Genomic DNA, 23,759 nt, shown 5'->3' with positions numbered 1-23,759 from the left:
ATCCTGCTGGGGACATACGCCTGCCGCTTGCGCGCTACATCGCCTTGGTCAACCCGATCGTGCGTTCGATCAGCACCAGCGCCAGCACCGCCAGCACGATGAAAATGGCGGACACGGCATTGACCACCGGATCGAAGGTCTGGTCGATGTAGGTGAAGATCCGCACCGGCATCGATACCGTGCCCGGCACCGTCAGGAACAGGCTGACCGAGACTTCGCCAAATGAAGTTACCGCCGCAAACACGGCGCCGGCCACAATGCCCGGCTTGATCAGCGGCAGCGTCACATGGCGGAACGTGTAGGCCGGCGTGGCGCCCAGGTTCATCGAGGCCGTTTCGAGACGGCGGTCCATCGATGCCAGGCTGACGCTGACGGTCCGCACGGCATACGGCAAGGCCACCACGATATGGCCCGCCGCCAGCCCGAGCAGAGAGCCGGCCATCCCGGCGCCGGTCAGCACATACAGCAAGGCGATGCCCAGCACCACTTGCGGAATGATCAGCGGCGAGAGCACGAATGCCTGGATCACGGAACGTCCCGGGAACTCCAGCCTGGCCAGCGCATAAGCCGCCGTCGTCCCCAGCAGCGTCGTCACCGGCGTGGCGATGAGCAGCAGCCAGGCGCTGACTTCGAGCGCCCGCAGCCAGCCCGGATTGTCGATGAAGGCGCGGAACCAGCGCAGCGAGAATTGCTGCGGCGGGAACTGCGGATACGCCTCCGGGCTGAATGCCGACAGGAAGATCACCAGCACCGGCAGGCTCAGGAACACATACACCAGCGCCCCGGCGCCGATCCCGGCCAGCCGCCAGGCCTTGGCCGACGCCGTGCTTTGCGCGGCGGCCGCGGTAGCCGCAGTGACATGGACAGCAGGCTGATCAGTGGCCATAGACACGACGCTCCCAACGTTTTTGCAAGTAAGTCATCACGCCCGCGATGCCGGCCGTCACCGCCAGCAAGGTCAGCGACAAGGCGGCCGCCAATGGCAGGTTGGCAATCTGGAGCGCCTGCTGGTAGATGCCGATGGGCAGCAGCGGCTGCAGTCGCCCGCCGATCAGCAATGGCGTGACATAACTGCCCGCCGCCAGCGCGAAGACGATGATCGCACCGCTCATCATGCCGGGAATCGTCAGCGGCAGGATCACGCGGGTGAACGTATGGAACGGCCCGGCGCCCAGGCTTTGCGAGGCGCGCGGCAAGGCTTCGGGAATGTCGCCCAGCGACGTCGCCAGCGGCAGCACGGCGAAGGGCAGCATCACCTGCACGTAGGCGACGATGACGGCCTTCATGTTCCACAGCAGCGCCAGCGGCGAATCGATCAGGCCGGTGTGGCGCAGGATGTCGTTGATCAGGCCGTTTTGCGCCAGCAGCACGATCCACGCGAACGTGCGGATCACCACGCTGGTGAGCAGGGGCGAGATCAGGATCACATACAGCAGCGTGCGCCAGCCGCGGCTGCGCGTGGCCACCAGCAGCCATGCCGCCGGATAGGCCAGCAGCACGCACAGTGCCGCCGTCAGCGCCGCCACCCACAAGGTGGTGCCCAGCGCCGACAGGTAATGCGGCGATGTGAACACCTGCGCATATTGCGCCAGGCCATAGGTCGGCAGCAGCATCAGCATGCTGTCCACGTTGCGCAGGCTCAGCGCCGCCAGCAGGATGCCCGGCACTGCCAGGAATGCCGCCAGGAACAACATCGACGGCGTCAGCAGCAGCCAGGGAAACAGCGTGCCGCCCGGCCCTTTCTTGTCGGCCAGGCTCATGCGGCGCTCCCGGCCGCGCCTGCTTCGGGCGGCAGCGGCACGAGGTCTTGCGCCGACCATGACAATTGCACCGGCGACCCCGGCGCGGGAATGGCCGCGAATGCCGATTCGGGGGCATCGACCGCCAGCTCGCCGTGGCCAGCCAGCGCCACGGTGATATGGATGCCCGCGCCAGTGTAGCCGGCGTCGCGCACGATACCGCTGGCAGCGTTGATGGCCGGCGCGGCAGCGCCGCCGGGCGCCAGGCGGATGCGTTCCGGACGCAGCAGGAACAGGGCCTCGTCGGCGCTGCCGTGCGCCGGCAGCAAATGCAACGGCGCCTGGGACGCCCCTGCGTGATGCAGGGCGGCATAGCCGCCGTTGGCCTCGCGGCGCGCCGCGATCAGGTTGGCCTGGCCGACGAATTCGGCGACAAAGCGGTTGGCCGGCTGGCGGTACAGTTGCAGCGGCGTGCCGACCTGCTGCAGGCGCCCGCGGCCCAGGATACCGATGCGGTCGGACAAGCCGAGCGCCTCTTCCTGGTCGTGCGTGACCATCACGGTCGTGATGCCCACGTCGCGCTGCATGCGGCGCAATTCGGCCTGCATTTCCTTGCGCAGCTTGGCATCGAGATTGGACAGCGGTTCATCCAGCAGCAGCACCTGCGGGCTGATGGCCAGCGCGCGGGCGATCGCCACGCGCTGCTGCTGGCCGCCGGAGAGCTGGTGCGGCATGCGATGTCCCAGTTCGGACAGCCGCACCAGGTCCAGCATGTCCCCCACCCGCTTGCGGATCGCATCGCCGCCCGACTTGCGCACGCGCAAGCCATAGGCCACGTTGTCGAACACATTCAAGTGCGGAAACAGGGCGTAGTTCTGGAACACCATGCCGATGTCGCGCTGGTGCGGCGGCAGCGCCGTGATGTCGCGTCCGCCGATGGCCACCCGCCCGGCGCTGGGCGCCAGGAATCCGGCAATGATGTTGAGCAGCGTGGTCTTGCCGCAGCCGCTGGGACCGAGCAGCGAGAAGAACTCGCCCTGCCCGATCGCCAGGTCTACGCCGTCCAGCGCCTTGAGCTCGCCGAACTGCCGCGCAACGGCATGGATTTCAATTGCGCTCATTTACCGCCGCCCAGCGCCTGCGCCCAGCGGTTGGTCCAGTCGGCCACCTTCGGCGTGGCCGTTTCATAGTCGATCCAGATCAGCTTCTTGTACGCCTCTTCGCCGACCTGCACCTTGGTCTTGAGTTCTTCGTCGTACTGCACGTCGCGATTGGTCATGCCGTACAGCGACTTGTCGGAGAACGCCTTCTGCACCTGCGCGCCGGAGAGGAAGTCCACCAGCTTGTAGGCATTGGCCAGGTTAGGCGCGCCCCTGGCGATGACCCAGTTGGCCGCGCCCACCACAGGGCCATCGGTCGGGTAGGCGAAGCCGACCTTCAGTCCGCTCTTTTGCAGCGCGAACACGCGGCCGTCCCAGTAAGGCACGACCCATGCGTCGCCGCGTTCCAGCAAGGTCTGGATGGCGCCCGGGCTGTCCGGGAAGGCAACCGCGTTCTGCTTGAGTTCGGCCAGCTTGGCAAAGGTCTTCTCGACGGCGGCATCGTCCTTGAGTTCGCCGCCCAGCGCGTGGGTCAGGCCGGCGAAGAATTGCAGGCCGGCGGCATAGGCCGGGGACGATACGGCAACGTGGCCCTTGTATTCAGGCTTCCACAGATCCAGCCAGCTGGTCGGCGGCGTCTTGACCAGGTCCGTGCGATAGGCCAGGCCCAGTTGGCCCAGGCTGAAGGCGGCGGCGTAGGTCTTGCCGTCGCGCACGAATTTTTCCTGCACGGTGCCGTAGAGCTTGTCCAGGTTCGGGATGTTCCTGGCTTCCAATGGCTCCAGCAGATTGGCGGCGGCGGCGCGCTGCACCGAGTCCGGCTGGAAGACCACCACGTCGAATGCCGGGTTGTTGCCGTTGGCTGCGCGCAGCTTGGCCAGCCATTCCGCATCGGCGCCCGGTACGATCTCGACATTGATGTTGTTGTCCTTGGCGTATTGCTCAAGGCCGGCGGCGCGGATGTTCTTTTCCCAATCGCCGCCATAGACGCCGATGACGACCTTGTCGGTCGCCGCCGGCGCGGCAGCTGCCTGCGGGGCATCGGTTTTCTTCTCGCCGCAGCCGGCCAGGACGGCCACTGCCAAGACGGTCATGGCCAACGTCGGAATAATGCGGATGGATTTCACTTGCTTGCTCCAGTCAGGTTGGGTGGATGGTTAGTTATGCATTGCCGATACGGCGGAAACCAGTTCCGCCACCGCGGCCTCAAAGCGTGAGGCCGCGTCGGCCAGTGCGGCATCGGCGGCCGTTTCGCGCGGGAACTCCGGCGGCAGCCCGCCAAGCGCCGCGGCGAAGATCTGCTTGCGGCGGCGGCTGCGCGCGGCCGCAGGCAAGGCAAACAGGGCGGCGTTGAGGCGATCCAGGTGTTCGGGCCTGAACACGCGTTCCCACGCATCGCGCTCCGGGCCGAAGCGGCCGATGCCCTTGCTGCCTTGCGCGCGCGCCTGTTCTGTCGCCGCCGCATCGACCGCCAGGCGGCCTTGCCCGCCGATGACGACGCCGTATTCGCTGCGCGCCGCCTGCGGCGACAACAAGCCGCGCTGCACATCGGCCAGGACCGCCGCGGCATCGCGCCGGAACGGATCGCCCCAGCCGCCGCCGCCGGGCGTACGGATTTCGATTTCATCGCCCGCCAGCACCGGCAGCAAGTCGATCTTGCCCAGTTCGCGCGGCGCCTCGCCCTGGCGATGCAGGACCAGGCCGGCCGCTGCGCCGGCCTGGCCGCCGTGGGCGCCCCACGGGCGGAAACGCAAGCGCTCCATGCCGCGCGCCAGCACGAAGGTATCGTCCTGCAGGATACGGAAGCGGATCTCCTGGCCATTGCCGCCGCGCCACTGGCCGGCTCCGGCCGAGCCGGGGCGCAAGCCATAGCGCAGGATCTCGATGCCGGTCTCGGCCTCGACCGTTTCCACCGGATTGTTGGACAGGTTGGAAATGCTGCTGTCGCGCCCGTCTGCGCCATCGTAACCGCGGCGACCGCCGGTGCCGCCGACCATCGGCTCGACCACTTGCACGTTCTGGCCGTGGCCATGGCGCGCGGGTTCGGCCACCACCACCGGAATGATGGTGCCGCCGCTGGCCGCCGGCATGTGTTCAGGCAAAGCCTGGCCGAGCACGCCGTTGAGCGCATCGTTGACGCGCACGGCCGCCGCATGGCGCACACCGACGGCGGCGCCCGGCAAGGGATTGACGATGGTGCCGGCCGGTGCAATCACCGATACCGGCGCCAGCAGGCCGGCATTGATCGGCACGCCCTTGTCGAGCGTAGCGATGAGCGCCAGGATGCGCAGCGTCAGCCAGGCGTGCGGCAAGCCGTGGCTGGGGATGTTGATGGCGGCGGCCACTTGCGGATCGCTGCCGGTGAAGTCGAGCGTGATGTTGCCGCCGGCCAGGGTGACCGCCAGCGCGATACGCACGGGCAAGCCGGCGCCGGCTTCATCATCCAGGTAATCGACAAAACGGTAGGTGCCGGCCGGCACTTTCGACAGCACCGCCCGCGCGCGCCGCGCGGCATAGTCGACCAGGTCGGTCTGGGCATCGAGGAAGGAGGCCACGCCGTGTTGCGCCACGGTCTGCGCCACGCGGTCCCGGCCGGTCGCCAGCGCGCCGAGCATGGCCTTCAGGTCGCCCATGTTGGCGTCCGGCGTGCGGCTGTTGGCGGTGAACAGCAATACCACGTCGTCATTGATCTGGCCGCCGCGCATGATCTTCACCGGCGGGATCTGCAAGCCTTCCTGGAAGATTTCATGGTTGCTCGGCGAAATGCTGCTCGGCACCTTGCCGCCGACGTCCGACGCGTGCAGGAAGCCCCAGCCATACGCCACGATGCGGCCTTCATGGAAATAGGGCTGCACCACCTGCAAGTCCGGCAAGTGCGTCGCCAGGCCCTTGGAACGGTACGGATCATTGGTCAGGATCACGTCGCCCTGTTGCAGCGGGCCGACCGCCTCGATCGTGGTCGTGCAGTCCAGGCCGACGAAGCCGGAGACGCCCAGCGCGCGCGGATAGGCGAAGAACTTGCCGTCCAGGCCCACCAGCGCGCAGCAGAAGTCGGCCGTTTCCTTGACGTAAAGGGTGCGGCCGGTGCGCTGCAGCGTGAGGCACATTTCTTCGGCAATGGAGGTGAGCTTGTTGCCGAGGATTTCGATGCTGACGGGATCGAGCTTCATGCTGCGCCTCCTTGTTCCGACGGTTGCGGTTGCAGTTGCGCCGGCCCTCGCCCTTGCGCGGGGGTGAGATGCAGGTTGCCCAGCGCATCCGTGCGCGCCTGCCAGCCGGGCAATACCAGGACGGTGGTGTCGTCCTGCTCGACAACCGCCGGGCCGTCGAACGCGTCGCCGGCGCCCAGGCTGTCGCGGGCATAGATGGCGGCGTCCTGCCAGGCGTCGCGCAGGAACACCTTGCGCGTGGCGCGCGGCGCGGGCTTGCCCTGGCCGGCGAAACGCGGCACGTTGGCCGCCGCCACCATGTGGCCGACAATGGCCAGCCGCACGGTCGACACATCGACCGGCGCCTGCGCATCGCGGAATCCATAGAGGCGTTCATGCTCGCGGTGAAAGTATTCGGCCAGCGTGGCCGCATCCAGCGGCGACGGCAGCGGATGCGGCAAGGCTACGTTCAATTCGTAGGCTTGTCCGGCATAGCGCATGTCCAGCGCCGGCCAGAACGACGGCGCGCCGGTGCTGGCCACGCCCTGCGCCTTGAGCCAGCCTGCGGCCTGCGTTTCCAGTTCCTGCCAAATGCGGCCCACCGCGCCGGCCGCGGTGTCGTCGAGCGTCACGCGCAGGCTGCGCACGAAGTCGCGGCGCAGGTCGGCGGTGGCGGCGCCCAAGGCACAGAAGGTGCCCGGTTTCAGGGGCACCAATACATGCGCCAGGCCGGCCTCCTCGGCCAGCCAGTTGGCGTGGGTGGGGCCGGCGCCGCCGAAAGGCACCAGCGCGAACTCGGCAGGATCGAGGCCGCGCTGGGCCAGGTTCTTGCGCAGTTCGGAAGCCATCTGCGCCGACGCCACCGCCAGCGCGCCGGAGGCCGCGCGCTCGACGCCATCGGCGCCATCCAGTTTCAGCGCGCCGGCGACCTTCTCCAGCGCGGCTTGCGCGCGTTCCGGATAGAGCGACATGGCGCCGCCGACAAACGCGGCGGCATCCAGCACGCCGGTGGCCAGGTAGCAGTCGGTGACGGTCGCATCGACGCCGCCCCGACCATAGGCGGCCGGGCCGGGATCGGCGCCGGCGCTTTCCGGGCCGACTTTCAATACGCCATGTTCGTCCACCCGGATCTTGGAACCGCCGCCGGCGCCGATGGCAGACACGCCAATGACCGGCAATACCAGCGGCAAGCCGCCAATGTCGGTACGCGTGACCATCTCAGCCAGGCCATGCTGGGACACGGCTATGTCGCTGCTCGTGCCGCCCATGTCGAAGGTGACGATGCGCGGCACGCCGGCCGCCGTGGCCAGGCGCGCGGCCGCCACCACGCCCGAGGCCGGCCCCGACAGCACGGTATCGATCGGGCGCGCCAGCGCCGCATTGAGCGACAGCGAACCGCCATTGGAGGCCGTCACCAGGATCGGCGCCGCTACCCCCAGCTCATCAACCAGTTCGGACAAGCGTTCGAAATAACGCTGCATCAAGGGTTGGATATAGGCGTTGAGCGCAGCGGCCACGGTGCGTTCGTATTCACGGATTTCCGGCCAGACCTGGGCCGCCGAGATGATCTTGGTGCCGGGCGTATGCGCCTCGATGTCCCGCGCCAGCGCCGCCTCCTGCTCAGGCTGGAGGAACCCGTTGATCAGCATGATCACCGCGGTATCGACTTCCAGGGCGCGGACGTCTTCGGCGGCCCGGCGGATGGCGTCGGCCTGCGGCCAGCGCGTGGCATCGCCATCGCGGTTGAAACGGGCGCCGATTTCCACCACGCGCTCGCGCGGCAGGAACGGCTCTTCCCGGGTGGCATGGAAGTCGAAGGACGATGGCATGCGCGCGCGACCGATTTCCAGCACGTCGCGAAACCCCTCGGTCACGATCAGCCCCACCCGCGCGCCGCGCCGCTGGATGATGGCGTTCAGGCCGATGGTGGTGCCATGCAGCAGCACGCCGATATCGTCAGGCTTGAGGCCATGCTTGCCGATCAGCGCAACCAGGCCGTTGCGCACCGCCAATGCCGGATCGGCGGGCGTGCTGGGTTCTTTGTGATAGGCGAGCTGTTGGCGTGCCGCATCGTAGAGGACAAAGTCGGTAAAGGTGCCGCCGACGTCGATGCCGATGCGCGCGCCCGTCGAATGGACGGAATTCAATGCAGAGGCTCCAGAAAATTGCCCCGTTTCCCATCAGCCGGGAAGCAAGCTGATCCTTGGGAATTCGAAGCAAAGTGCGAAATTTTAGGATCTGGCCATGACCAGGAGAAATGAATTTTCGGAATTAACTTATGCGATATTCGACTGTAGTCGAAGGACTCTCATGCTGCCAGCACCATTATGATCGAGTCTGGCCACCGATGCTTCCCGGCATGTTTTCGCGGTAACTTATCGGCCTCGCCCTTGTTCGCTTTTACCCGATTGACTTGATCGATTGTCAGGATCTCGCATGCGCATCGCCATTGGCGGCTTCCAGCACGAAACCAATACGTTCTCCCCCACGCCTGCCGGCTGGCAGGATTTTCTCGCCGCCGACACCTGGCCTGGCCTGTTGCAAGGCCCGGCGCTGCTGGCGGAGATGACGCCGGCCGGCGGCGCCCAGGCGCGCAATATCCCGATTGCCGGCTTCATCGGCGCGGCGCGGGATGAGGGTGCGCATACGCTGCTTCCCCTGTCCTGGTGCGCCGCCGGCCCCTCCGGCCGCGTGACCGAGGACGCCTTCGAACGCGTCGTGGCGCTGCTGCTGGAGGGAATCGCCCAGGCCCGGGCCGACGCCGTCTATCTCGACTTGCACGGCGCCATGGCCGCCGCCCACATCGACGACGCCGACGGCGAGATCCTGCGCCGCGTGCGCCTGGCCATTGGCGACGATATCCCGCTGGTGGCCAGCCTGGACCTGCATGCCAATGTCTCGCCGCTGATGGTCGACAGCGCCGACCTGCTGCTGGTCTACCGCACCTATCCGCATGTGGACATGGCCGCCACCGGCGCACGCGCCTATGCCTGGCTGGCGCGCCGGCTGCAGGGCATGCCGCGCCCGCGGGCGGCATGGCGCCGCATCCCCTTCCTCATTCCGATCTGCTGGCAATACACCGGCGCCGAACCGGCGCGTTCGCTGCGGCGACTGCAGGAAGCGCTCGACAGCGACACGCTGGCCGCCGGACTGGCCATGGGTTTTCCCGCGACCGATGCTGACAAATGCGGCCCGGCGGCATGGTCCTATGCGGCCAGCGCCGACGCCGCGCGCGCCGCGGCCGACCGGCTGGCCGCAGCCGTCGAGGCCGCCGAATCCGGTTTCGCGGGCGACATCCTTGACGCCCGCGACGCCGTCGCCCGCGCCCAGGCGCTGCTGCGTTCGCCAGGCGTCACCGGCCCGGTCATCATCGCCGACGGCCAGGACAATCCCGGCGCCGGCGGCAGCGCCGACACGACCGGCCTGTTGCGCGCCCTGGTCGCGGCCGACGCGCGCAACGCCGTCATCGGCCTGCTGGTCGATGCGCAGGCTGCGACGCAAGCGCATGCGGCTGGCGCAGGGGCCGAGGTGCGCCTGGCGCTCGGCGGCAAATCCGGGATCGCCGGCGATGCGCCTTTCGAGGCGACGTTTCGCGTCATGCGCCTGCACGGCGGCGATGTCGATGCCACCGGCAGCGTCTTCAAGGGTTACCGGCTCACGCTGGGTCCATCGGCCCTGTTGCAGATCGGCGGCGTGCAGGTGATCGTCGTTTCCCGGCCGGTCCAGCTGTTGGATCTGGCGCTGCTGCGTTTCGTCGGCCTGGCGCCGGAGAGGCTGGACATCATCGCCGTCAAGAGCGTGGTGCATTTCCGCGCCGACTTCGAGCCGCTGGCGCGCGCCGTGCTGCTGTGCGCCTCGCCGGGCGCCTTTGCGCTCGACCCGTCGACGCTGCCCTGGACCAAGCTGCCCGGCGACATACGTCGCAAGCCGGCGTCGCCCTGAGGCGCCCGGTTATTTTGCCGGCGCGATGACCGGTGCTGACGTTTGCCCCTTGGCGGGTGCATCGAACTTGAGTGCCGAGGTATAACGATCCAGGATCGCCTGCAACTCGCCGCGTTTTTGCATCGACTCCAATTGGGCGTTGATCCTGGGCAGATACTTGACGCAGGGATTGGCCTTGCTCAGGGCGATGAAATTATCCGTTGCGGTCACATACGGCTTGAGCGCCATGAAGCGGTCGGTCTGCCGGGTCTGGCTCAGATAGACCATGCCGCTGTAATAGCCGGTGATGAGATAGTCGATGCTGCCGGCATCGAGCTTGCTGAAGTTCATATAGGCCTTCTGCGCCTGTTCCACCTTGAGGTTATCGCGCAGGAACTCGTCGAAACCGCCGCCGAACTGGTTGCCCATGGTGATGGCGCCGCGCTTGCCGGCCAGGTCCTTCCAGCCTGAATAGCTGAAACTGCGGTCGCGCGCGACAAATACCGCAATCGGATTGGAGAAAAGCGGAACCGCAGTGAAAGCCAGGTATTGCTGGCGCTCGGGCGTGTTCTTCAGGGAAGCCACCATGGCCACTTCACCGCTTTCCGCATCCTTCAGTACGCGATGGAACGGCCCCACATAGCGTACCTCGAACGGGATCTCCAGCGCGGCCAGCGCGTGCGAGGCGATTTCGATGCTGGCGCCGGTCAGGCGCTTGCCGTCGTACCAGTGCAAGGGCGCATAGTCGGAATCGGCGGAAATGACGACTTTCGTGCATTCGGCCCCTTGCGCCGCCGTGGCGATGGCCGCGACCATCAGCAGGCCGGCAGGCATGAATCCCTTCATGGCATCTCCTCTGTGCCGGGCAGCGCCGGGCGCGCCTCCCGCATCCCTTGTTTTTTTCTTGGTGCGATGAAACCAGCATAACAGCAACTCGCGACAGCGCAACCGCAATCCCGCCGGCCAAACCTAAAAAATTTTTTGGTATGAAGATCAAGACACGCGCTGTTTGGCTCTCCATCCCTTTGAAATACTTGTCGCAGTTGAAAGGATGATCGCGGGCCGCCGCCCTCTCCGTTTGAACGCCCTCCTCCAAGAACGCTTCCAGGGAAATCAACCATGCGCAAGAAACCACCCGCCGATGACAAGGCACAGCCCGCCACCGGCATGCGCCGCGGATTGACATCCTACGGCGACCAGGGCTTTTCGCTGTTCCTGCGCAAGGCGTTCATCAAGGGCGCCGGCTATACCGACGATGCGCTGGCCCGCCCGGTGATCGGCATCGTCAACACCGGCAGCGCCTACAACCCCTGCCATGGCAACATGCCGCAGCTCATCGAGGCGGTCAAGCGCGGCATCATGCTGGCCGGCGGCTTGCCGATGGACTTTCCCACCATCTCCATCCATGAGAGTTTCGCCGCGCCCACCTCGATGTATCTGCGCAACCTGATGTCGATGGATACGGAAGAAATGATCCGCGCCCAGCCAATGGATGCCGTGGTATTGATCGGCGGCTGCGACAAGACGGTGCCGGCGCAGTTGATGGGCGCCGCCTCGGCCAAGCTCCCTGCGATCCAGCTCATCACCGGTTCGATGCTGACCGGATCGCACCGCTCCGAACGCGTGGGCGCCTGTACCGATTGCCGCCGCTACTGGGCCAGGTACCGCGCCGACGAAATCGACGACGAGGAAATTGCCGACGTCAACAACCAGCTGGTCGCCAGCGTCGGCACCTGTTCGGTGATGGGCACGGCCAGCACCATGGCTTGCATCGCCGAGGCCATCGGCATGACGGTGGCCGGCGGCGCCTCGCCGCCGGCGGTGACCGCCGACCGCATCCGCGTGGCCGAACAGACCGGCGCGCGCGCCGTGCAACTGGCCCACAGCGGCCTGACGATCGACCGGATCCTGACCGAAAAGGCTTTCGACAACGCCCTGCGGGTGCTGCTGGCCATCGGCGGCTCGACCAACGCCATCGTGCACCTGGCCGCCATTGCCGGACGCGTGGGCCTGGAAATCGATCTGGCCAGGCTCGACCGCATGGGCCGCGAGACGCCGGTACTGCTCGACCTCAAACCCAGCGGTTCGCACTACATGGAGGATTTGCACAAGGCAGGCGGCGTCACCACCTTGCTGCGCGAACTCAAGCCGCTGCTGCATCTGGATGCGATGACGGTCAACGGCATCACGCTGGGCGAACAGTTGGCAGCGCAAGGCCCCGGCTTCGCGCAGGACGTGGTGCGCAGCTTCGCCGATCCGATTTACCCGCAAGGCGGATTGGCGGTATTGCGCGGCAACCTGGCGCCCGGCGGCGCCATCATCAAGCAATCGGCGGCCGATCCGCAACTGATGGAACATGAGGGCCGCGCGGTGGTGTTCGATAACCTGCAGGACCTGGCCGAACGCATCGACGACGAATCGCTCGACGTCCATGCCGACGACATGCTGGTGCTCAAGAACATCGGCCCGCTGGGCGCGCCCGGCATGCCGGAGGCAGGCTACATCCCGATCCCGCGCAAGCTGGCGCGCCAGGGCGTCAAGGACATGGTGCGCATTTCGGATGGCCGCATGAGCGGCACCGCGTTCGGTTCCATCGTGCTGCACGTCACGCCCGAGGCAGCCATTGGCGGGCCGCTGGCCTATGTGCGCACGGGCGACCGCATCCGCCTGTCGGTGTCCCGGCGTGAACTTTCCCTGCTGGTTTGCGAACAGGAACTGGCCCGGCGCGCGCAAGAGCATCCGGTCGTCAAGCCCGTCGCCGGGCGCGGTTACCGCAAACTGTTCCTGGAAAACGTGACGCAAGCCGACCAGGGCGTCGACTTCGCATTCCTGCGCGCGGAAAACCTGCAGCGCAAGGATACTTAGAAGCTGTTGCGAAATGACCTGATCACCGTTCGAACTGAGCAGATCCTTCGGGGCCGTATCGAAGGCGTATCGTCCGTGAGCCTTCGATACGCGGCTTCGCCGCTCCTCAGTCCGAACGGACGGATACAACCCAACAACAATGTCGCAACAACCTCTTAGCGCACGCTCGTCCGCGCCCCGGCCAATGCCCTCACCGCCTCGTCGGCGAACACGCGCGCCAGCGCCACATGCGGCGAATGGCGCGCGGTGATCAGGCCGACGCGGCGTACCGGCGCACGGCCTGGCAGCTCGACCTTCACCAGTGCCTGGCCGCCGTCCCACAACGCCGACCAGTCGGGCAACAGCGATACGCCCAGGCCTTTGCCGACCATCGCCGCAATCGCCAGCAGGCTGTCGATCTCCAGCCGCTGATGCGGCACGATGCCATGGTCGCGCAGATAGCGGTCGGCCAGCTGGCCGCCCAGCACGTTGCGGTTGTAGCGGATGAAGGGCTCATGCCGCAGCAACGCGTGGGCGTCTTTCCCCGCGCTGCCGGCCGGCGCGATCACCACCAGCGGCTCCTCCATCAGCGGCAGCCATTCGCAGGTCTTGGGCACGGCGAACTGCGGTTCCACCACCACGGCGGCATCGAGTTCGCCGGCCGCGACCTTGCGGCACAACTCCACCGAGGCGCCCGGTTCCACGTAAATGCTGACGTTGGGATAACAGCGATAGAAACGCTGCAGCAGCGACGGCAATACGCCGGTCATGGCCGAGACGAACACGCCAAGGCGCAGTTCGCCGACCTCGCCTGCGCCATCGCGCGCCAGGGCCTGCATGTCACGCGCCGAGCGCAGCAAGGCATGCGCGCTTTCCAGCACTTTCAGCCCTTGCGCGGTGGGCCGCACGGAACGTCCCGAACGCTGGATCAGCGGTGCGGCCAGGCTTTGTTCCAGCGAACGCACGCGCGCGGCCACCGCAGCAGCGGTCAGGTCGAGCCGGCGGGCGGCCTCCGCGAGCGAACCGCTTTCCACCACGGCGACGAAGCTTTGCACATATCGGATATCCATCGGAACCGGTCTCATCCATCGTTTTAGAACTCATTCCATAAATAGGAGTGAGTTCTAGTTGTCCACGCAGTGTAGCGCGTCAAGGCGGCATCTTGTGTCCGGCCTCTGACGCCGGCATCCGCATGCCGTAGAATCGCGTCTTTGCCGCTGCCCGACCGAGGCGCAGCGGCCAACCCGATTGGCATCGTATGAACCACCATGAAACCGTCCGCGGCATCGGCCTGTCGGTGCTGGCGTCCACGCTGTTCGCCCTCCTCTCCGGCTATACCCGCCTGCTGGCGCCGCTCGACGGCCTGGACATCTTCGCCTGGCGCATCCTCTGGACCACGGTCGCGGTACTGGCCCTGATCGCCTGGCGCCGCCACGGCGCGCAACTGAAAACGGCCTGCGGCGAGATCGCCCGCGATCCCGGCAAGTGCCTCTCGCTGCTGGCCATGGCCGCCATGCTGGGCGTGCAGCAATGGCTGTTCTTGTGGGCGCCGGTCAACGGCCGCGCGCTGGAGGTGTCGCTGGGATATTTCCTGCTGCCGCTCACGATGGTGCTGGTGGGACGTTTCCATTACGGCGAGCGGCTCAATTTGCTGCAGCGCATGGCGGTACTCTGCGCACTGGCCGGCGTGGCGCACGAACTCTGGATGACGCGCGCGTTTTCATGGCCCACGCTGCTGGTGGCGCTGGGCTATCCACCCTACTTTATCTTGCGTCGCCGCATCAGGCTGGATTCGCTGCTGGTCTTCACGGTCGAACTGTTGCTGCTAGTGCCGGTCGCCGCCCTGGCGTTGGCGCTGAACGGTTCGTTCTCTCTTACGGTGCGGGAACCGGCAATGTACCTGTTGCTGCCCGGGCTGGGCATACTCAGCATGGTGGCGCTGACCTGCTATCTGCGCGCCGGCAAATTGCTGCCGATGGGATTGTTCGGCATCCTCGGCTATGTCGAGCCGGTGCTGCTGGTGCTGGTCGCCATGGCGGTGCTGGGCGAGTCGCTCGGCGCGGCCCAGTTGGGCACTTATGTGCCGATCTGGATATCGGTGGGACTCACTGCCGTCCATAGCGTGCGACTCATGCGCCGGCCGCCGAATTAAGCATGTTTTCCCTTTCAATTTTCCGGCTGCGGGCTTAACCTTCTCCCTATACTGATCCTTACGGCTGCCAGCTGGGGGGACAAAAACAGGCGGCCGATTTCAAGGGGTATTCGCATGCAAGCGATACGGCCAGGGGAACGCCAGGAAAAGATGCACCCCGTATCAAAACGCGCCAAGCTGTTTGTCGTCCTGGCCTGCGTGGCCATTACGGTACTGCATGGATGGCAAAGCTGGGGGGCGCGCAACAGCGACCTGGACAACGCCCGGATTTCCTCCGGCAACATGGCCAGGGCGCTGGCGCAACATGCCAACGATGCCTTCCAATCCATCGACGGACTGTTGCTCAACGTGGCCGACCGCGTCGCCTCCCAAGGCATGGGCAATCCCCTGGTGGCGGAGATGGCGCCGTTGCTGCATCGCCTTTCCGTTGAAATGCCTGAACTGGATGGCTTGCTGATCTGCGACGAGCTGGGCAACTGGGTCGTCAACTCCTCCGGCGAGCCGCATCAGGACGGCAACAGCAGCGACCGCCCCTACTTCATTTTCCATCGCGGCCACGACGACCGCACTCCGCTGATCGGCACGGTACTGCGCAGCCGCAGCACGGGCCGCTGGGTCATCCCGGTCTCCCGGCGCATCAACCACCAGGACGGCAGTTTTGCCGGCGTCGCGCTGGCGACGATCGACCTGGCCTACTTCACCGAGTTTTACCGCACGTTCGATGTCGGCGCCCGGGGATCCATCGGATTGCTGCTGCGCGACGGGACGCTGCTCACGCGCCAGCCTTTCGATGAAAAACTGGTCAACCGGGACTTCAGCGACAGCCGGCTGTTCCGCCAGTTGCTGCCGGCCGCCCAGACCGGCGCCATCGCCAACAATTCACGCATCGACGGCGTGCGCAGGCTGTTCAGCTACCAGGCGATCAGGAAGTATCCGCTGGTGGTTACGGTCGCCTTGTCCGAAGACGATGTCCTGGCCGACTGGTATCAGGAAACGGCGGTCTACAGCATAGGGGTTCTGCTCCTGCTGCTGCTGATCGCGACCTTCGGCTGGCACCTGATCGGCCAGATCGAATTGCGCCTGCAAGCCGAGCTCAAGGCTCTCAAAGCCAAAGACGAACTGCAGGAGTTGAACCGTACCCTGGAAACGCTGGCGCACCAGGATGGCCTGACCGGACTGGCCAACCGCCGCCATTTCGACCATGTGCTGGAGAAAGAGTACCGGCGCGCCTGCCGGGGCGGCGGCCCATTGTCGCTGGTGCTCATCGACGTCGATTTCTTCAAGCAATACAACGACATCTATGGCCACCAGGCCGGCGATGAATGCCTGCGCCAGATCGGAAAAGTGCTCAAGAACCAGGAGCGCAGGTCTTCCGATCTGGCCGTGCGCTACGGCGGCGAAGAGATGCTGTTGCTGCTGCCCAATACCGATGAAGCCGGCGCGGCGCAAATCGCTGAAACCATCCGTGCCGGCATCCAGGCGTTGGGCATTGCCCACAGCGCCAGCCCGGCCGCCGTGGTCACCGTGAGCGCCGGCGTCAATAGCATCCTGCCCGACCGGCAGCACATCCCGCCGATGGAAGAACTGCTCGGAAAAGCCGATGCCGCGCTGTACGAAGCCAAGCGCGGCGGACGCAACCAGGTGCGGCAGGCCAGGCAAACACCCGATATCGCCTGAGCCGAAAACCCGCGGCATGAAAAACGGCGCCGGCATGCTGCATGCCGGCGCCGTTTTCGATGCTGTGCAAGCCGTCCTGCGACGGCCTGCTGCTTCAAGCCCGCTTATTGCCGCTTATTCCCGTTTATTCCTTGTGATAGGAAGTCACGCGCTCCACTTCGTTCTTCGATCCCAGGAACACGGCCACGCGCTGGTGCAGTTTTTCCGGCTGGATGTCGAGGATGCGCTGCTTGCCATCGGTGGCGGCGCCGCCTGCCTGCTCGACGATGAAGGCCATCGGGTTGGCTTCATACATCAGGCGCAGCTTGCCTGGCTTTTCCGGTTCGCGGGCGTCGGCCGGGTACATGAAGATGCCGCCGCGATTAAGGATGCGGTGCACGTCGGCCACCATCGAGGCGATCCAGCGCATGTTGAAGTCCTTGCCGCGCGGACCGGTGACGCCGGCCAGCATTTCATCGACATAACGCTTGACCGGCGGGAACCAGTGGCGCTGGTTGGAGGCGTTGATGGCGAATTCCTTGGTGTCGGCCGGGATCTGGATGTCCTTTTGGGTGAGCACCCAGGCGCCCATTTCGCGGTCCAGCGTGAAGCAATGCACGCCGTCGCCGGTGGTCAGCACCAGCACGGTTTGCGGGCCGTACACGGCATAGCCGGCGGCGACCTGCCTGGTGCCGGGCTGCATGAAGTCCTTTTCGCTCGGCTCGGCCATGCCGTCCGGCGCCTTGAGCACCGAGAAGATGGTGCCGATGGAGACGTTGACGTCGATGTTGGAAGAGCCGTCCAGCGGGTCGAACATCAGCAGGTATTCACCCTTCGGGTAGCGGTTGGGGATGCGGTGGATGGTCTCCATTTCCTCGGATGCCATGGCCGCCAGGTGGCCGCCCCATTCGTTGGCTTCCAGCAGGATCTCGTTGCAGATCACGTCCAGTTTCTTCTGCACTTCGCCCTGCACGTTTTCGCTGCCGGCGCTGCCCAGCACCTCCCCCAGCGCGCCCTTGCCGACGGCGTGCGAAATCGACTTGCAGGCGCGGCCGACGACTTCGATCAACAGGCGCAGTTCGGACGGAATCTTGTTGTGCAGGCGCTGCTGCTCGATCAGGTGTTGCGTGAGGCTGATGCGTTTCATGGTGTTCTTCCCTGTTTGAAAATGATGAATGCTATGTCTGTGCGCGATTCCTGGGCTCAATCCGCCAGCGCCTTGGTGACGACTTCGGCAACGTCGCGCGACAAATCGGGCGACGACGCCACCTGTTGCAGCGCCAGGCGCATTTTCTCCTGCAGCGCCGGCGTGTATTTGCGCCAGCGGTCCAGGCTGCGCGCCAGGCGCGCGGCGACTTGCGGATTGCTGCCGTTGAGTGCGATGACCTGTTCGGCCCAGAAGGTGTAGCCATTGCCGTCCAGCGCATGGAAAGCCGAGGGGTTGCCGTTGCAGAAGCTGAAGATCAGGCTGCGCGCGCGATTGGGGTTCTTGAGCGTGAATGCGGGGTGCGCGGCCAGCGAGCGCACGGTGTTGACGTCGGCATCGCGGGCCGTGGCTTGCAGCGTGAACCACTTGTCGATCACCAGCGCCTCGCTGTCGAACTCGTCGTAGAAACCTTGCAGCGCCTCGCTCTTGCCGCTGGCGGTACTGTTGACCAGCGCCGCCAGCGCGGCCAGGCGGTCGGTCATGTTGTTGGCCTCGGCGTCCTGGCGCTGCGCCAGTGCCAGCGCTTCGGCGTCATCCAGCTCGGCCAGGTAGGACAGCGCCACATTCTTGAGTGCGCGGCGGCCGGCCGAGGCGGCATCCGGACTGTAGGCGCCGGGCGTCCGGTTGGCATGATAGGCCGCCAGCAGATCGTCGCGCAGCGCGCGCGCCAGCGAACGGCGCAGGAACTGGCGGGCGATGTGGATGGCGTGCGGATCGATCACTTCCATCTGCTCGGCGATCATGGTTTCGGACGGCAGCGTCAGCGCCAGTTCGCGGAATGCCGGATCGAGCGACTCATCGTTGAGCGTGGCGCGCAGCGCATCGGCCAGGGCGCCATCGTGTTCGATGTTGTTGAGCACGGTATCGACCGCCACCACATGGCCGGACTGGCGCGCGGCCTGCACCGCGACCGTGAGGTTGAGCAGGCGGCGCATGGCCAGGCGCTGCCCGGCTTCCCAGCGGTTGAACGAATCGCTGTCGTGCGCCATCAGGAAGGCCAGCTCGGCATCGCTGTATTCGTATTTCAGCACCACCGGTGCCGAGAAGCCGCGCAGGATCGACGGCACCGGCGCCGCATCGATGCCGGTGAAGCGGAACGTCTGCCTGGCCTTGGTCAGTTCCAGCACGCGGGTACCGGCTGCTGCCCCGGCGCCCTCGCCTTCGAGCTTGAGGGGGATGTCGCGTCCCTTGGCGTCCAGCAGTCCGACGGCGACGGGGATATGGAAAGGCAATTTCTTCTTCTGGCCGGGCGTGGCCGGGCAGCTTTGCTCCAGCGTCAGTTCCAGGGTCTTGCCCCTGGCGTCGTAACGCACGCTGGCATCGACCTGCGGGGTGCCGGACTGGCTGTACCAGCGTTCGAACTGGCTCAGGTCGCGCTGGTTGGCGTCGGCCATGGCGGTACGGAAGTCGTCGCAGGTCACGGCCTGGCCGTCGTGCCGCTTGAAGTACAGGTCCATGCCCTTGCGAAAGCCCTTGCGGCCCAGCAGGGTCTGGTACATGCGCACCACTTCGGCGCCTTTTTCGTAGATGGTGACGGTGTAGAAGTTGTTGATCTCGACGTAGGAGTCGGGCCGCACCGGGTGCGCCATCGGGCCGGCGTCTTCCGGGAACTGCGCCTGGCGCAGCACGCGCACGTCGTCGATGCGCTTGACGGCGCGGCCGCTGTCGGTGCCGATCATGTCGGCCGAGAATTCCTGGTCGCGGAAGACGGTGAGGCCTTCCTTCAGCGACAGCTGGAACCAGTCGCGGCAAGTCACGCGGTTGCCGGTCCAGTTGTGGAAATATTCGTGCCCGACCACCGCTTCGATGTTGGCGAAGTCGACATCGGTGGCGATGCGCGGGTTGGCCAGCACGTACTTGGTGTTGAAGATGTTCAAGCCCTTGTTTTCCATCGCGCCCATGTTGAAGTCGCCGACGGCGACGATCATGAAGCGGTCCAGGTCCAGCTCCAGGCCGAAGCGCTCGACGTCCCAGGCGATGCTGTTCTTGAGCGAATCCATCGCATGCTGGGTCTTGTCGAGGTTGCCCTCTTCCACCCACACCTGCAGCAGCACTTCGCGGCCGGACTTGAGCTTGTAGGTCTCTTCCTGGCAGACCAGGTCGCCGGCTACCAGCGCGAACAAATAAGACGGCTTCTTGAACGGGTCTTCCCATTTGGCGTAGTGGCGGCCGCCGGGCAGGTCGCCCTGCTCGACCAGGTTGCCGTTGGACAGCAGCACCGGGTATTTCTTCTTGTCGGCGCGCAACATGACGGTGTACTTCGCCATCACGTCCGGACGATCCGGGAAGAAGGTGATCTTGCGGAAGCCCTCGGCTTCGCACTGGGTGAAGAAATTGCCGTTGGAGACGTACAAGCCCATCAGCGAGGTATTGCGGTCGGGATGGGTGAGCGTCTCGATCTCCAGCACGGCCTTGGCCGGCGCCGCCGGAATGGTCAGCACGTGGCCGGCCAGGCGGTAGTCGCCCTTGGCCAGCGTCTTGCCGTTGACGCGCAGGGCGACCAGTTCCAGCTCTTCGCCGAACAGCACGATGTCGCGGCCGGCCGCGGCCGGGTTGCGGCGCATGGCGATGCGGGTCGCCACGCGGGTGGCGGCGGGTTCCAGGTCGAATCCCATTTCAACGGTATCGACCAGATAGTTGGGAGCGGCGTAGTCTTTACGGTGGATCGTCTGTGGCGTATCGGTGCGCATGGAGCCTGTCCGGGAAAGGAAATGAAGAAAAAACGGGCCAAAGCCGGATTTTACCAATCAACCCGCGCCTCGCGGACAGAAAGACGGCAATCGCGGCGGCGAAATCCATCCTGCTTCTGGCACAGACCTGCGCTGGCGCGGAACGTTCTTGCCTTTCCGGAAAAGCAGGGGTTGCCGCCTGTGCTGCGACGGCAACCGCTTTCGCCTGCCGCACTACTGCCGCACTACAATAGACGCCATGCTCGCCCGGGATCGAAACACGCCTGTGCCGGTCGAAGCTTCATCGCCCGACCCGGCCACGCCGCGGGCAGTTTTATCTTGATTGGAGATATGCCATGAAACACCGGCTCTTTTTATTTATCGCGGCCGCCAGCCTGCTGCTGTCGGGCTGCGCTTCCGTGGTCGAAAGCGATGTGACCGCCTTCCACGCATGGCCGGCCGAGGCCAATGGCAAATCCTACGTGTTCGCCCCTGCCAAGGAACAGGAGAACAATCTCGAATACGGCAACTATGCCCGCCTGATCGGCCAGCAGTTGCAAGCCCTGGGCTTTCGCGAGGCGGCCGACAAGAAGTCGGCGCAACTCAGCGTCAGTTTCCGCTATGGCATCAACACCGAGCAGGTGGTGGTGACCCGCCCGGCCTACGATCCCTTTTTCTATGGCCCGGCGCCCGGCTGGGGCCGTTTCGGCCCCCACCCTTACGGCTTCTACGGCCCCTACGGGCCTTTCTACGATCCGTTCTGGTACGGCGGGCCGATGCAGACCACCAGCTATCCGGTATTCCTGCGCCGCCTGCAGATCGGCATCGCCAACGCCGGCGACGGCAAGCCGCTGTATGACGTGGTGGTCGACAGCGACGGCAACCGCGGCGGCCTGGCGGCGGCCATGCCCTACATGGTGCGCGCGGCCTTCTCCGAATTCCCCGGTCCCAGCGGCGTGACCCGGCACATCAAGATCCAGGTCGAAAAAGACGGCAAACCCGCGCCATGACCTGCGCCTGAATGCCAGGCCCAACCGTGGCGGTTACGAGAAATAGGCTTCGCTGCCAAAGGTAATGGCCACGATCAGCAACACGGCGCAAATCAGCACCGCCAGCAAGCGCCCGAACCTGGGCGAGCCGTCATCCCCGGCCGGCTGCTCCGGCGGATGCCCCATCGGGTTGCTGCGCCCGGGATCGTTCTGCAAGTCACTCATGGCATTGGCCTCCAGGCCTCGCGGCAATGGTCAGGGAATCAGGATAGTCGAGCCGGTGGTCTTGCGCGCTTCCAGGTCGGCATGCGCCTGCCCCGCATCCTTGAGCGCATAGCGCTGGTTGATCTCGATGCTGATCTGCTTGCTTTCGACCATGGCGAACAGGTCGGCGGCGGTGGCGTCGAGGTCGGCGCGGGTGGCGGTATAGTTGCCCAGCGATGGCCGGGTCAGGAACAGCGAACCGCGCGATACCAGTTCCGACACGCCGAACGGCGCGACCGGGCCGGAAGCGCTGCCGAAGCTGACCATCATGCCGCGCGGGCGCAGGCAATCCAGCGAACCGATGAAAGTATCCTTGCCGATCGAATCGTAGACCACCGGCACGCCTTTTCCACCGGTGATTTCCTTGACGCGCTCGACGAAGTTCTCCGTCTTGTAATTGATGACATGGGTGCAGCCGTGCTTGAGCGCCAGCGCCGCCTTTTCGTCGCTGCTGACGGTGCCGATCACGTTCACGCCCAGCGCGCGCGCCCATTGGCAGGCAATCAGGCCGATCCCGCCGGCGGCGGCGTGGAACAGGATGGTCTCGCCGGCCTTGACCGGATAGGTCTGGCGCAGCAGGTATTGCACGGTCATCCCTTGCAGCATCATGGCCGCGGCGGTATCGAAGCCGATCGCATCGGGCAGCTTGACCAGTATGTCGGCCGGCATCACACGCTCTTCGGCATAGGCGCCGTTGGGGCGGCCGGCATAGGCGACGCGGTCGCCCACCTGGAAGCCGGCCACGCCGGGACCGACCGCCTCGATGGTGCCGGCCGCCTCTTGCCCCAGGCCGGCAGGCAGCGGCTGCGGATACAGCCCGGAACGGAAATACACATCGATGAAGTTCAGGCCGACCGCCGCGTGGCGGATGCGCACCTCGCCCGGCCCGGGTTCGCCCACCTCGACATCGACGTATTCCATCACCTCGGGGCCACCGGTCTTGCTCATGCGGATTGCTTTTGCCATGTCAGTCTCCTTTTTTCACTGGATCGATCGGGATATCGGATTGGCCGTCTCGAGACAGCCGGTTCAAATCTTCTTGCGCGACAGCAGCCAGATGCCCGACAGCACCAGCGCCGTGCCGACCAGCTGGATGCCGGTAATGGGTTCGTCCAGCAGGGCCGCGCCCATGAACAGCGTCGACACCGGCCCCACCAGCCCGGCCTGGGCGGCGGTCGGAGCGCCGATGCGCGCCACCGCGACCATGGTCAGGAACACCGGCAACACCGTGCAGAACACGGCGTTGAACAGCGACAGCTGGTAGACGCCGGCGGCCTGGACGAACAATGCGGACGGCATGCGCAAGATGAAGAACTGGATCACGCAGGCGACGGTGGACACGCACATCGCATACGCCACCAGCCGGATCGCGCCGACGCGGCGCACCAGCTCGCCGGAAGAAATCAGGTAGATCGAATAGGTGAAGGCCGAACCCAGCACCAGCGCGCTGCCGAGGATGACATTGCTGCCGCCGGTATTGAGGTCGTGCAGCAGCACCAGCACGGTACCGAAGTAAGACACGGCCAGCGCCGCCCATTCGATCCAGCCGACCCGGCGCTTGAAGAAAGCAAAGGCAATCAGCATCACGAAGGACGGCGTCAGGAACAGGATCAGCCGCTCCAGCCCGGCGGAAATGTATTGCAGGCCGAGGAAGTCGAGGAAGCTGGACAGGTAATACCCCATCAGGCCCAGCACCGTGATGCGCAGGTAATCGGCGCGCGCCAGCGGCGGTTCGCTGCGGGCCTTCCAGATCGCCACCGCGAGGAACATCGGGAAGGCGAAGATCATGCGCAAGGTGAGCACCATCACGGCGTCGACCTGGTAGCGGTACATCAGCTTGGCGACGATGGCCTTGGCGGAAAAGAAGACGGCGCCGACGATAGCCAGCAGCAAACCGCCGAGGAAGGCCTGGCGGTGGGAAGAATTATGGGCGATGGTAGAACTCATTTCATCAGTAGGCGTGAGTGCGAGCGTATCCCGTCTGGGATGGAGTACAAGGCACGAACTTGGGTCAAGACTGGGCGTCTTGATGCAAGTTCGTAACGCGGCAATCCGCCCAAATGAGCCGC

General features: G+C 65.6%; 18 protein-coding genes. 5 read left to right on the top strand and 13 right to left on the bottom strand.

Going from position 1 to position 23,759, the window contains the following annotated elements; all coding sequences use genetic code 11:
- Positions 1-34 precede the first annotated feature (34 nt).
- The 6 genes from FB597_RS10690 to FB597_RS10665 are packed head-to-tail and all read right to left on the bottom strand — an operon-like array spanning position 35 to position 8,135.
- Entirely contained in the window at positions 35-886 is an 852-nt protein-coding gene (locus tag FB597_RS10690; protein ID WP_141911890.1) for an ABC transporter permease, read from the bottom strand.
- The gene (locus tag FB597_RS10685) at positions 876-1,760 is read right to left on the bottom strand and encodes an ABC transporter permease (protein WP_141911888.1); all 885 of its coding nucleotides are present in this window, start codon (positions 1,758-1,760) and stop codon (positions 876-878) included. The genes FB597_RS10690 and FB597_RS10685 overlap by 11 nt, the downstream gene beginning before the upstream one ends.
- Positions 1,757-2,860: an ABC transporter ATP-binding protein gene (locus tag FB597_RS10680; RefSeq protein WP_141911886.1), complete on the bottom strand. Its 1,104-nt coding sequence runs from the start codon at positions 2,858-2,860 to the stop codon at positions 1,757-1,759. The genes FB597_RS10685 and FB597_RS10680 overlap by 4 nt, the downstream gene beginning before the upstream one ends.
- Positions 2,857-3,966, bottom strand: a complete 1,110-nt coding sequence (locus tag FB597_RS10675) for an ABC transporter substrate-binding protein (protein ID WP_221628545.1) — start codon at positions 3,964-3,966, stop codon at positions 2,857-2,859. The genes FB597_RS10680 and FB597_RS10675 overlap by 4 nt, the downstream gene beginning before the upstream one ends.
- 30 nt (positions 3,967-3,996) lie before the next feature.
- Entirely contained in the window at positions 3,997-6,009 is a 2,013-nt protein-coding gene (locus tag FB597_RS10670; RefSeq protein WP_141911882.1) for a hydantoinase B/oxoprolinase family protein, read from the bottom strand.
- On the bottom strand, positions 6,006-8,135 hold the full coding sequence (locus FB597_RS10665) for a hydantoinase/oxoprolinase family protein (protein WP_141911880.1): 2,130 nt from the start codon (positions 8,133-8,135) through the stop codon (positions 6,006-6,008). Before FB597_RS10665 ends, FB597_RS10670 begins: the two co-directional genes overlap by 4 nt.
- Before the next feature lie 289 nt (positions 8,136-8,424).
- Between FB597_RS10665 and FB597_RS10660 the strand changes: the two genes are divergently transcribed.
- The gene (locus FB597_RS10660) at positions 8,425-9,930 is read left to right on the top strand and encodes a M81 family metallopeptidase (RefSeq protein WP_144769523.1); all 1,506 of its coding nucleotides are present in this window, start codon (positions 8,425-8,427) and stop codon (positions 9,928-9,930) included.
- A gap of 9 nt (positions 9,931-9,939) precedes the next feature.
- Here FB597_RS10660 and FB597_RS10655 read toward each other — a convergent pair whose 3' ends face one another.
- Positions 9,940-10,755: an ABC transporter substrate-binding protein gene (locus tag FB597_RS10655; protein WP_144769522.1), complete on the bottom strand. Its 816-nt coding sequence runs from the start codon at positions 10,753-10,755 to the stop codon at positions 9,940-9,942.
- Positions 10,756-11,028: 273 nt separating this feature from the next.
- On the opposite strand from FB597_RS10655, the gene FB597_RS10650 reads away from it, so the two are divergent.
- Positions 11,029-12,774: an IlvD/Edd family dehydratase gene (locus FB597_RS10650; RefSeq protein WP_144769521.1), complete on the top strand. Its 1,746-nt coding sequence runs from the start codon at positions 11,029-11,031 to the stop codon at positions 12,772-12,774.
- A 155-nt stretch (positions 12,775-12,929) separates the two neighbouring features.
- Here FB597_RS10650 and FB597_RS10645 read toward each other — a convergent pair whose 3' ends face one another.
- A complete protein-coding gene (locus tag FB597_RS10645; protein WP_144769520.1) occupies positions 12,930-13,823 on the bottom strand; it encodes a LysR family transcriptional regulator in 894 nt (297 codons plus the stop codon).
- A gap of 188 nt (positions 13,824-14,011) precedes the next feature.
- Here FB597_RS10645 and rarD point away from each other — a divergent pair, with 188 nt between their 5' ends.
- Both rarD and FB597_RS10635 read left to right on the top strand, forming a co-directional pair.
- Positions 14,012-14,905 carry an EamA family transporter RarD gene (gene rarD, locus FB597_RS10640; protein ID WP_141911869.1) on the top strand — a complete coding sequence of 298 codons (894 nt, stop codon included), beginning with the start codon at positions 14,012-14,014 and terminating at the stop codon, positions 14,903-14,905.
- A 150-nt stretch (positions 14,906-15,055) separates the two neighbouring features.
- Positions 15,056-16,582: a GGDEF domain-containing protein gene (locus FB597_RS10635; RefSeq protein WP_255517141.1), complete on the top strand. Its 1,527-nt coding sequence runs from the start codon at positions 15,056-15,058 to the stop codon at positions 16,580-16,582.
- 124 nt (positions 16,583-16,706) lie between these two features.
- Here FB597_RS10635 and FB597_RS10630 read toward each other — a convergent pair whose 3' ends face one another.
- Complete coding sequence (locus tag FB597_RS10630; RefSeq protein WP_144769518.1) at positions 16,707-17,708, bottom strand: class 1 fructose-bisphosphatase; 1,002 nt, start codon at positions 17,706-17,708, stop codon at positions 16,707-16,709.
- A gap of 56 nt (positions 17,709-17,764) precedes the next feature.
- Positions 17,765-20,458: an aminopeptidase N gene (gene pepN, locus FB597_RS10625; protein WP_144769517.1), complete on the bottom strand. Its 2,694-nt coding sequence runs from the start codon at positions 20,456-20,458 to the stop codon at positions 17,765-17,767.
- Positions 20,459-20,793: 335 nt separating this feature from the next.
- Here pepN and FB597_RS10620 point away from each other — a divergent pair, with 335 nt between their 5' ends.
- Positions 20,794-21,447, top strand: a complete 654-nt coding sequence (locus FB597_RS10620; protein WP_144769516.1) for a DUF4136 domain-containing protein — start codon at positions 20,794-20,796, stop codon at positions 21,445-21,447.
- Between the two features lie 33 nt (positions 21,448-21,480).
- Here the strand turns inward: FB597_RS10620 and FB597_RS20240 are convergent, their stop codons facing one another.
- The 3 genes from FB597_RS20240 to FB597_RS10610 all read right to left on the bottom strand — a co-directional run bounded on the left by FB597_RS20240 (position 21,481) and on the right by FB597_RS10610 (position 23,637).
- Positions 21,481-21,651, bottom strand: coding sequence for a hypothetical protein (locus FB597_RS20240; protein WP_183405774.1), 171 nt, complete (start codon positions 21,649-21,651; stop codon positions 21,481-21,483).
- A gap of 30 nt (positions 21,652-21,681) precedes the next feature.
- The gene (locus FB597_RS10615; protein WP_144769515.1) at positions 21,682-22,656 is read right to left on the bottom strand and encodes a quinone oxidoreductase; all 975 of its coding nucleotides are present in this window, start codon (positions 22,654-22,656) and stop codon (positions 21,682-21,684) included.
- A 63-nt stretch (positions 22,657-22,719) separates the two neighbouring features.
- Positions 22,720-23,637, bottom strand: a complete 918-nt coding sequence (locus tag FB597_RS10610) for a DMT family transporter (RefSeq protein ID WP_144769514.1) — start codon at positions 23,635-23,637, stop codon at positions 22,720-22,722.
- Between the last annotated feature and the right edge of the window lie 122 nt (positions 23,638-23,759).

The organism is Herbaspirillum sp. SJZ099 (assembly GCF_007828355.1).
In the GTDB taxonomy this organism is placed as follows: domain Bacteria; phylum Pseudomonadota; class Gammaproteobacteria; order Burkholderiales; family Burkholderiaceae_D; genus Herbaspirillum.
Note: the sequence above shows the minus strand (reverse complement) of the source record. Positions and strands in the feature narration are given on the sequence as shown.

Excerpts from the sequence above, each read along its gene's own strand:
- FB597_RS10635 (WP_255517141.1), top strand. The coding sequence starts at position 15,056 with ATGCACCCCGTATCAAAACGCGCCAAGCTGTTTGTCGTCCTGGCCTGC.
- FB597_RS10650 (WP_144769521.1), top strand. The coding sequence starts at position 11,029 with ATGCGCAAGAAACCACCCGCCGATGACAAGGCACAGCCCGCCACCGGC.
- FB597_RS20240 (WP_183405774.1), bottom strand. The coding sequence starts at position 21,651 with ATGAGTGACTTGCAGAACGATCCCGGGCGCAGCAACCCGATGGGGCAT.
- FB597_RS10685 (WP_141911888.1), bottom strand. The coding sequence starts at position 1,760 with ATGAGCCTGGCCGACAAGAAAGGGCCGGGCGGCACGCTGTTTCCCTGG.
- pepN (WP_144769517.1), bottom strand. The coding sequence starts at position 20,458 with ATGCGCACCGATACGCCACAGACGATCCACCGTAAAGACTACGCCGCT.
- FB597_RS10655 (WP_144769522.1), bottom strand. The coding sequence starts at position 10,755 with ATGAAGGGATTCATGCCTGCCGGCCTGCTGATGGTCGCGGCCATCGCC.
- FB597_RS10615 (WP_144769515.1), bottom strand. The coding sequence starts at position 22,656 with ATGGCAAAAGCAATCCGCATGAGCAAGACCGGTGGCCCCGAGGTGATG.
- FB597_RS10680 (WP_141911886.1), bottom strand. The coding sequence starts at position 2,860 with ATGAGCGCAATTGAAATCCATGCCGTTGCGCGGCAGTTCGGCGAGCTC.
- FB597_RS10660 (WP_144769523.1), top strand. The coding sequence starts at position 8,425 with ATGCGCATCGCCATTGGCGGCTTCCAGCACGAAACCAATACGTTCTCC.
- FB597_RS10645 (WP_144769520.1), bottom strand. The coding sequence starts at position 13,823 with ATGGATATCCGATATGTGCAAAGCTTCGTCGCCGTGGTGGAAAGCGGT.
- FB597_RS10690 (WP_141911890.1), bottom strand. The coding sequence starts at position 886 with ATGGCCACTGATCAGCCTGCTGTCCATGTCACTGCGGCTACCGCGGCC.
- FB597_RS10620 (WP_144769516.1), top strand. The coding sequence starts at position 20,794 with ATGAAACACCGGCTCTTTTTATTTATCGCGGCCGCCAGCCTGCTGCTG.
- FB597_RS10670 (WP_141911882.1), bottom strand. The coding sequence starts at position 6,009 with ATGAAGCTCGATCCCGTCAGCATCGAAATCCTCGGCAACAAGCTCACC.
- FB597_RS10610 (WP_144769514.1), bottom strand. The coding sequence starts at position 23,637 with ATGAGTTCTACCATCGCCCATAATTCTTCCCACCGCCAGGCCTTCCTC.
- FB597_RS10630 (WP_144769518.1), bottom strand. The coding sequence starts at position 17,708 with ATGAAACGCATCAGCCTCACGCAACACCTGATCGAGCAGCAGCGCCTG.
- rarD (WP_141911869.1), top strand. The coding sequence starts at position 14,012 with ATGAACCACCATGAAACCGTCCGCGGCATCGGCCTGTCGGTGCTGGCG.